General features: G+C 61.2%; 3 protein-coding genes. 2 read left to right on the top strand and 1 reads right to left on the bottom strand.

The features are described from left to right. Positions 1-18 precede the first annotated feature (18 nt). Complete coding sequence (locus ACXWUF_RS21045) at positions 19-765, bottom strand: DUF5765 domain-containing protein (protein ID WP_458496513.1); 747 nt, start codon at positions 763-765, stop codon at positions 19-21. A gap of 348 nt (positions 766-1,113) precedes the next feature. Between ACXWUF_RS21045 and ACXWUF_RS21040 the strand changes: the two genes are divergently transcribed. Together ACXWUF_RS21040 and ACXWUF_RS21035 are read left to right on the top strand one after the other, a co-directional pair. Beyond that, complete coding sequence (locus tag ACXWUF_RS21040) at positions 1,114-1,767, top strand: YsnF/AvaK domain-containing protein (protein ID WP_458496512.1); 654 nt, start codon at positions 1,114-1,116, stop codon at positions 1,765-1,767. Positions 1,768-1,939: 172 nt separating this feature from the next. Further along, the gene (locus ACXWUF_RS21035) at positions 1,940-3,019 is read left to right on the top strand and encodes a DUF2382 domain-containing protein (RefSeq protein WP_458496511.1); all 1,080 of its coding nucleotides are present in this window, start codon (positions 1,940-1,942) and stop codon (positions 3,017-3,019) included. Positions 3,020-3,193 lie beyond the last annotated feature (174 nt).

Below are 3,193 nucleotides of genomic sequence, written 5' to 3'. Positions count from 1 at the left end.
GCTCCCACCATTACGCAACTAAACGGCGTAAGCCTTCCGATAATACGGCCAGCTTTTCACATGCAGATACTTCCGCACCGGGGTTTTAATCACCGAGACGCACAGGGCGATGGAGAACAAACACCAGACCGCCACATATTCGTTGGGATTGACCGTCAGAATATCGGAGAGCAGCGGGCCGACCAGATAATGGAATCCCACGAACCGCCACGAGCCATAAATCACCGGCATGACGAAGGCCGTCAGGATATAGGCGAAGGCGTGCAGGCCATAACGGAAGCCAAACGGATTATCGGGATAATCCGACATCAGGCCATTCAGTGGCAATTGCCAGGCGATATGCCAATCACCCGATATGGAACAGGTGACCGGCCCACAGAAACCCTCGATGCCGATAATGCAATTCCCCGCCCAGGCGAACGGGTACATTTTCACCATAATCGCCACCGCGCACACCGCGCACAGGGTATACACCACCGTGCTGATTCTCTTCTTGACCTCCTCGGGAATGAAGTACATCGCCACCATGTTGGCGAAGAACGGCTGGAAGGCGATATGGAGATACCCAAACAGCGTCAATATCTGATTGGGTGGCCTATCGCACTGGTCGATATAGATATAGGTCGCCGCCTGCAATAACTCCATGCAAGCGAAATAGGTCAATGGAATCCATAACTCCTTGGATTCTCCCTTATAGGCCACATAGGTGGCCGTACCAAAACCGACGGCAGCCAGCACCGCCGAAGCTTCACCGCTCCAACACATAATCAATCCCCTGGGATGATGTTTTTATAATGACCGGGGGAACGACGCGACCGACACTTGGAAAAAGCGACGCCTGTCCCCTGGGAACGCGACGTGCTTGCCAAGGTTTTCCGGGCACCGCCGGAGCCGTGTCGCCTTCCTGGCGGCGCCGGGAACACTCAAAGGCTCGGGACGGGGACTCGAAGAACTGACGCAGCCAGTCGGGGGGCGATTATAAGCCCGACCCCGATCGAACTTAAGCGCGGGGAACTCCCCGCCAGCTTTTGATGCCCAAAAGGAACATCGCCGCCACTCAACGCCAAGCCAGGCAGCGAAGCATGAACTGCGATCCACTTTAGACGGATAGCCATGGAAAGCTCCGAACGAACCAACCTAGTCATCAGCCGGGACGGATTGCACGGGATCATCGACCCCGCCGCCCTTCCCCTCGATCATGGTCGCCGGGTGCCGGTGCAATTCGAGAACGGCGAGCGGCTGCTGTTGCCGGTCAATTTTCTGAATCGGCAGGACGACGGCAGCTACATCCTCCCCTTCCCCATCCACGAAGCCCAGCGCCTATGGCCGGGTGAAACGCCCAAGGGTATCGCCGCCGCCGACACGCTCACCATCCCCGTGGCCGAGGAACGCCTGACGCTAAGCAAACGCAAGGTGGAAACCGGGCGCGTGCGCATCGTCAAGCGGGTCGCGGCCCATGAGGAGGACGTTGACGAGCCATTGGTGCGGGAAACCGTCCAGGTCGAGCGGGTGCCGGTCAACCGCACGATAAACGAGCCGGTGCCCGTCCGTTACGAGGGCGACACCATGATCGTGCCGGTGTTTGAGGAAACCCTGGTGGTGGAGAAGCGGCTGATCCTGAGGGAAGAGCTGCGGATCACCAAGCGGCGGGCCGAATCCCACAAGTCCCGGCGGGCCACGCTACGCCGCGAGGAAGTGTCGGTGGAACGGACGCCGCCCCGTTCGGCGTCCGCCCTGGATTTGAGCGAATCGGAGGCGGGAGTCTGAGCATCTTGGGCTGGGTTGAGCCGGGTAGCCGCGTAGGGCGGGCATGTATTACATGCCCGACGCCATCGCCCGGATCAAGCATCGTCGGGCATGAGTACATGCCCGACCTACGCGGTTGCCGCTCCAAATCCAAGCGGCGATTTTTCAAGTTGATATTTTCAGGAGACGCTAGATGAACACGGTAGTTGGTTTGATAGATAGCCGTTCGGAAGTCGAACGGGTGGTGCATGATCTGGTCTCGGAAGGCTTTCCCCGCGAGCGCATCCATGTGGTCACGGGCGACGCGGAGCCAGAGGAAACCGATTCGGGTTTCCGTGGCCTGCTGGTGAAGCTCGGTTTGTTGGAGACCCAGCGCAAGGACTTGGGGCTGCCCGCCGAGCATGTGGGCTATTACTCGGAGGGCGTCCGGCGCGGCGGCTATTTGGTGACGGTCGATGCCGACGAAGCCAAGGTGGAACAGGCCGTCGATGTGTTGGAAGATCATGGCGCGGTGAACATTGAGGAGCGCGCGGCGGAATGGCAGAAATCTGGCTGGTCCAGCGCCACCGCCACGAGCGCGGTCGGCCCCGCCACCAGAACCGGCACGTCCCAGCCAATCGGAGCGAGCCAGGAAGCCCGCATTCCGGTGGTCGAGGAAGAATTGAAGGTCGGCAAGCGGGCCGTCCAGCGCGGCGGCGTGCGGGTCTATAGCCATATCACGGAGCGGCCGGCCAGCGAGTCCATCGTGCTACGGGAGGAACACGTCAGTGTGGAGCGCCATCCCGTGGACCGCCCCTTGAGCGGGGCCGATATGGAGGCTTTCAAGGAGGGCACCATCGAGTTGACGGAAACCGCCGAGGAGGCCGTGTCCGCCAAGGAAGCGCGGGTGGTCGAGGAAGTGGTGGTCAGCAAGGAAGCCACCGAACGCACCGAGACCATTGAGGACACGGTGCGCCGCACGGATGTGGAAGTGGAGCAACTAGGCGCGGGCACTGCCCAGAGAGCGGCGGCGTTCGAAGATTACGACGCCGATTTCCGGCGGCACCATTCGTTCTATTTCGCCAATACGGGCGGCGCCTATGACCGCTATGCGCCGGCCTACCGCTACGGCTACACCCTGGCGAGCAACCCGGCCTATGCGGGCAAGGACTGGCCGACGCTGGAAGCCGGGGCGCGCCGCGATTGGGAAAAGAGCCACGCGGGCACGGGCACCTGGGATTCGATGAAGAACGCCATTCATCATGCCTGGGAGCGGGCGCGCGGACGCGGCTGATCAATCCATCGGCAACCCTATAATCTCGCCCCCTCTCCCTCTGGGAGAGGTTGGGGTCACTGCCATTAAGTTAAGAGATGCCGGGGTGCATCGCCGTTGGCTGAGCGGAGTCGAAGCGAGCGGCGATACACCCCGGCCCCGCGTATGTCGGCCTCATTGGCTTCGACTCCGCTC

The organism is Methylomagnum sp., assembly GCF_054333355.1.
This window is presented reverse-complemented; position numbering and strand designations above follow the sequence as displayed.

What these genes read in the sequence shown, in the direction of transcription:
- ACXWUF_RS21040 (WP_458496512.1), top strand. Translation starts at nt 1,114, where the DNA reads ATGGAAAGCTCCGAACGAACCAACCTAGTCATCAGCCGGGACGGATTG.
- ACXWUF_RS21035 (WP_458496511.1), top strand. Translation starts at nt 1,940, where the DNA reads ATGAACACGGTAGTTGGTTTGATAGATAGCCGTTCGGAAGTCGAACGG.
- ACXWUF_RS21045 (WP_458496513.1), bottom strand. Translation starts at nt 765, where the DNA reads ATGTGTTGGAGCGGTGAAGCTTCGGCGGTGCTGGCTGCCGTCGGTTTT.